This is a genomic window from Microcoleus sp. OTE_8_concoct_300, from assembly GCF_031383065.1.
In the GTDB taxonomy this organism is placed as follows: domain Bacteria; phylum Cyanobacteriota; class Cyanobacteriia; order Cyanobacteriales; family Microcoleaceae; genus Microcoleus.
Map to the genome: position 1 here is coordinate 1 of NZ_JANMZH010000489.1, position 5,238 is coordinate 5,238.

A 5,238-nucleotide genomic window follows, 5' to 3' on the forward strand; every position below is an offset into this window, starting at 1 on the left:
AAAATAATTAGTAACTGGTATGAAGTCCAAAGGAATCTATTCACTTCAGTTATACGTGAGCATATTTTAGCAAACTTTAGTAGTGGTGGCATTGTCTAGAATACATAGATGATGTTTTTTGTCAATGCGTAAGTCCTAGTATTGACCTTTGACCCTAATGCTTTCCTGACATCAAATTCAAATCCACTTTGGCCAGGGAGACCGACGATAATGGCTCTTTCCTCAATGTACCGCGCCAGTAAGTTCAGGTACTGCCAATGTAGAAAAGCGGGAAGAGGCAAGATAATGAGATCACAGTGGCGGGCTGCCTCTTCTGGGTTATCAGTGACCAGAAACGGATTGGCCACGAATTTAACACGATCGTTGTTTTCATTCCAAACAGTGACCGTCAATCCGTGACTGTTCATCTGCTCTCGCCATGTACAAACTTTGTCAGCTTTGTCGATGAAAACCCGAACTTCCACACCCGGAAGCATCGAAACAATTCCCGCTAGAGCATGGGAACCACTACCAGCGCCACAAACCAGAACTCGAATCGGCTCAACCATAGTTGACATTGATTTTCCCTAGATATATGGAATATGTTTCACCAGAATACAACGAGAAGGCATTACCATTTTTGAATTATTATCAATCGGAGACGAACACCCATTGGGAGTAAGTCCATTCAGCCTCAATCACTTCCATAACACAAACTGGAGATCAACCAATGAAACCTTATATTCCCATCCTGCTCGGTACTTATAGAAAGGGGCGGCAGAGCCTCAAGGTAGCCGAGTGGATTCTTGCACGCATGCAAGATCGCGATCGACTCAAAACAGAGCTCATTGACCTAGAAACCTATCGACTCCCGATTCTGGAAGAGCGATTTGATCACATGGAAAAACCTCCCTCCAATCTGCAACAGTTTTGCGATCGGCTCAGTCAGGCTGATGGGGTGTTGATTGTGGCACCGGAATATAAAGGCAGCTATCCGGGTATTCTTAAAAATGCTCTGGATTACTTACCGTCCCAGGCATGGGAACACAAACCAGTTGGCATCTGTACAGTATCGGCAAGCCAATTTGGTGGGATAAATTGTCTGGCTCAATTACGCCTCCTCAGTCTGGCTTTGGGGGGCTTACCGATCCCCGATCCATTCCCCATTGGTCAAGTCCGCGAGATGTTTGATGAGCAGGGACAGGTGCGCGATGTAAAGCTCAATGCAGAACTCGATGGTTTTATCAATGCACTGCTTTGGTATACGGAGGCTTTGGTCAACAAACGACAGATGGAGGCAGCTCGTTAGGGATTAGCTCCAGTGGTTGAGGTTCTGACGGGGTGACAACCCCGTCAGCTTGAGGTCTCTGTGCTCAGGCAGACAGCTCTAAGGTGACGTTTGTTTCATCAGGGAGCTCATCCTCTAGTTGCTGCAGACGAGGGTACTGATAAACACAGAGGGTTGCGATGACAAGCAACCCCCCCATGACTATATCTAAAAGAGCAATGCCACGACCTGGACCGAGCCCAATCATCTGAACAAAGGTGTTTGCCAACAACCCATCTGAGGTCATCAAGGGTTCAAAAACAAGCTCATCCAGAGGACCCGCTATGGCATACCCCAGGGTTATACCAGCAGTAGCAAGTGGCTCCTGTAGACTAAACACGCGACCTTGGACCTCAGGTGCAACTTTTTTCTGGAAAATCACTTGTACCAAGCCTGTGATAATGGGAAACATCATACACAAGAAAAAATCAGCGATCGTAAATAGATAGATGGAGGGGCGTAATCCTGACACTAGGATAAATAGCCCAGCAGCTACCATACATCCAAATAAGGTTTTGATGTGCTGTGCTTGTGATTTCCAAATCCCCATCAACAAGCTTCCAACCACTAGACCACAACTACTGATAGAGAGCACAGTTCCCAATCCCGTTGGCGATGTCATCGTCAAAATCAGAGGAGTTGATAATACACTAAAGGCTCCGATGACAACGTTGCTGGCAGCTAAGAAAATCATCAGTCCTAAAAGTCCAGGTCTCGTGATTAAGTACTGCCAACCATAGACCACTGCCTCGAAAAAGGGTTGAGGTTGAGTGAGTTCTCCATCATCGCCAACCTCAGGGAATCGCAGGAGAACAAGGGGCACAAGCGCAACAACTAAAGTGGCAAAGTCAATCAGAATAATGCCTTCAAGCTGGATCACTTCCAGAAGGATCCCGGCCAGAAAAGGCGCAATGATTTTAGCGACAGCGCCTCCCAATCTTGTCAGACCACTGGCGCGGATCAACTGGTCTTTCGGAACAAGCAATGTTGTCGCAGACAGATAAGCGGTAGATTGAAATGCCTCAAAGCAGGAACTGATGGCAGTAATGCCATAAAGAGTCCAGATTGAAAGATGATCGCTAACAAATAGCCAAGCAACAGTCAGGGTACATAGCCCTACACAGGAGTCTGCAATGATCATCGTCCAACGTCGGCTCCAACGGTCAACGAAGACCCCCGTCACTGGAGAGAGTAGTAGGCCGGGCACGCTGCTACACAGAATGAGTAATCCAAACTCGCTGACCGATCCTGTTTGTTGATAGATCCAGAGGTTAAGACCAAACGCCGTTAGGCGAGAGCCAATGAGGGAGACACATTGGCCGATCCAAACCAAGAAAAACACTCTGATTTCGTTAAAGGAACGATAGAACTCTAGCAACTATGTCGAGCCTCCAAGGTTAGCCAATAGTTAAAATTTTAGAGGATAACTAGAGTTGTGAGTCCATTCAGGGGGTAAAAAAAGCACAACATTTCTGGTAACATAACTGATAAAAATAAAAAACTATAGTATGCTTGCAGTATCTCCAAGGAAATCCGCCTAAGCTAGTTGTCTCAGGACAGTTGTTTGGGATTACTGCTCGTGTGAAACAGGAAGAAATCGCTCAAACAAATTATTGTCTGGCTTGTCAGGATTTGTAAGGTTTTGGGAAAGCTTTTGAGAGTGGAAAATATCTTCAAAAGAAGACAACTGAGGAGTAATGATGGTGTTGCTATCGCTGCATTGTCCGGGAATTTTCTGTATTGTGTCGCGTAAATGTATCAGAACAAACCCATGTCTGGACTAATGTCGAGAAGAGTTGTTGCAAGCAGCGGAGAATCGACCCAAGAGATTGAGGAGCAACAGGTTCATACAGTAGCCATTGTGGGACTCGGACCTAAGGGATTCTATTGCTTTGAAAGGCTGTTGGCCCAGTTCAATGCTCGCCCTTTGAACACTCCTCTTCGTATTCATGTTTTTAATCGTTCCCCTCATTTTGGGGCTAGCCCTATTTACGATCCGGATCAGCCTGAATACATCAAGGCCAACATTAACGCTGCGGTGATTGATTTGTGGGATGCACCCGATCCGCCGATCGTAACCGGGAGAGGACCAAACTTTGTGAACTGGTACCATGAGACAATTCAGCCACCTCAGCCTTTGACGGGGGAAGAGTATCTCTCCAGGAGCGTTATAGGCCGCTATCTCATGGAGGGATTTCGTGATCTCCTCAAACAGCTTCCCTTGAATGTAACAGTTTTCTGTCATGTGGCAGAGGTGCTTGATATTCGACCCCAACGACAGGGATATGAACTAGAGTTTGTGGCCCAGAAGGGATATACGGAAACTATTAAAGTTGACAAGATCCTGCTTGCTACTGGTCATTCTTCCCTCACACCGGGCTATGAGGAAAAGCGCTATCAGGACTTTACTCTACAGCATCCGATCGCAACATTCATCCCGTTTGTGTATCCCGTAGTAGAGGTTATGGGCAAAGTTGCAGCAGGTGCCAAAGTCGCTATGAAGGGCATGGGATTGACGTTTATCGATGCGGTTCTGGAATTAACTGAAGGTCGCGGTGGTCGTTTTGAGCGCTCAACGGACGGGACACTGTCTTACATAGCCTGTGGCAAAGAACCTCGATCGATCTTCCCCTTTTGTCGTAGTGGTCTGCCGATGGTGCCTAAAGTTGATAGGGTGATTGATTTACCACCGCTCACTTTTTTGACTGACAATGCGTTGGCTAACCTGAGGCGGCAGGCACCTGGGGGCAAACTTGACCTGGAGAGGGATCTGTGGCCTCTTGTGGAGTTGGAGATGCAGCTTTGCTACTACCGAGTGGAGATGAAGACTGATGAGGATCGAGACCGACTGGTAGCCTGCGGGAATGATGCGGAGGCGGTACGCCTGGTCATTGAGGACTACCTGCTGGCCCATCCAGAGCAGGCTCGATTTGACTGTTGGCAGGTGCTGGAGCCAATTGGTGACCGTCGTTTTGCAACTGGAGAAGAGTTGACCGACTTTATCGGACGCTACATGGAGCAAGAAATTGCCCGCGCTTACCGAGGCCCGACGCAGTGCGGTATCCGGGCTGCTATTGATATTTGGTATGAAGTCCGCAAAACGTTGGGTTTAGTTCTACAGTTTGGGGGGCTCACCCCAGAGTCACACAAAAAGTTAGTAGAGTATTATTTCCCCAGGTTCAAACGAGTTTCCTTTGGCCCTCCCATTCTTAATATTGAAAAGCTCCTGGCCCTCCTAAAGGCTGGATTATTGGATTGTTCAGTGGCACGCAGCCCTCGCCTACGGCTCGATGAGGTCAATGAGTGTTTTGAACTTCAGTGTGATGAAATTCCTAAAGCTGTGGTACAAGTTGATACTCTGATTGATGCTCGGTATCCAGATATAGATATCTCCCGAGATGTAACTCCTCTCTACCAGAATCTTTTCCAACGTGGCACGATCGGGCTTTACGAAAATAAGTCGATGCTCCCAAATCAGCAAGGGTATTACTCGGGCGCGATCGATATGACTGAGCAAACCCAATTTGTTGTCAATAGAGAGGGGGTTACCAACGAAGATATTGCCGTGATTGGCATTCCAACTGAGGGAAACTTAGTCGGTAACTTTGCTATGCTGCGGGATAGCTACTCAGGGCTCTGGGCTGTAGAGGTGATCGAGCAGTTACGATGCCGAGAGCAATCCTGGTTGACCCAAAAGATGGAGAAGGTCTTGTAGGAGTTGCACAGCAAAGATTGACAGAGTTCTCAGGCTGTTTTACGATCGCCATCGCGTCTTGTTAGTCCAATCTATAATAGGACTTACGCATTGACAAAATAACCAAACAGTGAATTGATAAATATAGGTCGTCTACTTTCTAGGTATCGGACAATGAGAAAAATAACTAAACCCTCTACGGCACAATGCAATATAGACCTTTACACCTTATTTTTGT

4 protein-coding genes are annotated in these 5,238 nt (G+C 47.0%); 2 read left to right on the top strand and 2 right to left on the bottom strand.

Features of this window, described 5'->3' with window-relative positions; translation table 11 throughout:
• Positions 1 to 95 precede the first annotated feature (95 nt).
• A complete protein-coding gene (locus ACUVJL_RS22100) occupies positions 96 to 557 on the bottom strand; it encodes a hypothetical protein (protein ID WP_445247798.1) in 462 nt (153 codons plus the stop codon).
• Between the two features lie 152 nt (positions 558 to 709).
• On the opposite strand from ACUVJL_RS22100, the gene ACUVJL_RS22105 reads away from it, so the two are divergent.
• Positions 710 to 1,288 (top strand): NADPH-dependent FMN reductase, encoded by a 579-nt coding sequence (locus tag ACUVJL_RS22105; RefSeq protein WP_445247799.1) that lies wholly within the window; start codon positions 710 to 712, stop codon positions 1,286 to 1,288.
• A gap of 64 nt (positions 1,289 to 1,352) precedes the next feature.
• Here the strand turns inward: ACUVJL_RS22105 and ACUVJL_RS22110 are convergent, their stop codons facing one another.
• Positions 1,353 to 2,648, bottom strand: a complete 1,296-nt coding sequence (locus ACUVJL_RS22110; RefSeq protein WP_445247801.1) for an MFS transporter — start codon at positions 2,646 to 2,648, stop codon at positions 1,353 to 1,355.
• Positions 2,649 to 3,077: 429 nt separating this feature from the next.
• On the opposite strand from ACUVJL_RS22110, the gene ACUVJL_RS22115 reads away from it, so the two are divergent.
• Complete coding sequence (locus ACUVJL_RS22115; RefSeq protein WP_445247800.1) at positions 3,078 to 5,021, top strand: FAD/NAD(P)-binding protein; 1,944 nt, start codon at positions 3,078 to 3,080, stop codon at positions 5,019 to 5,021.
• The last annotated feature ends 217 nt before the right edge of the window (positions 5,022 to 5,238 follow it).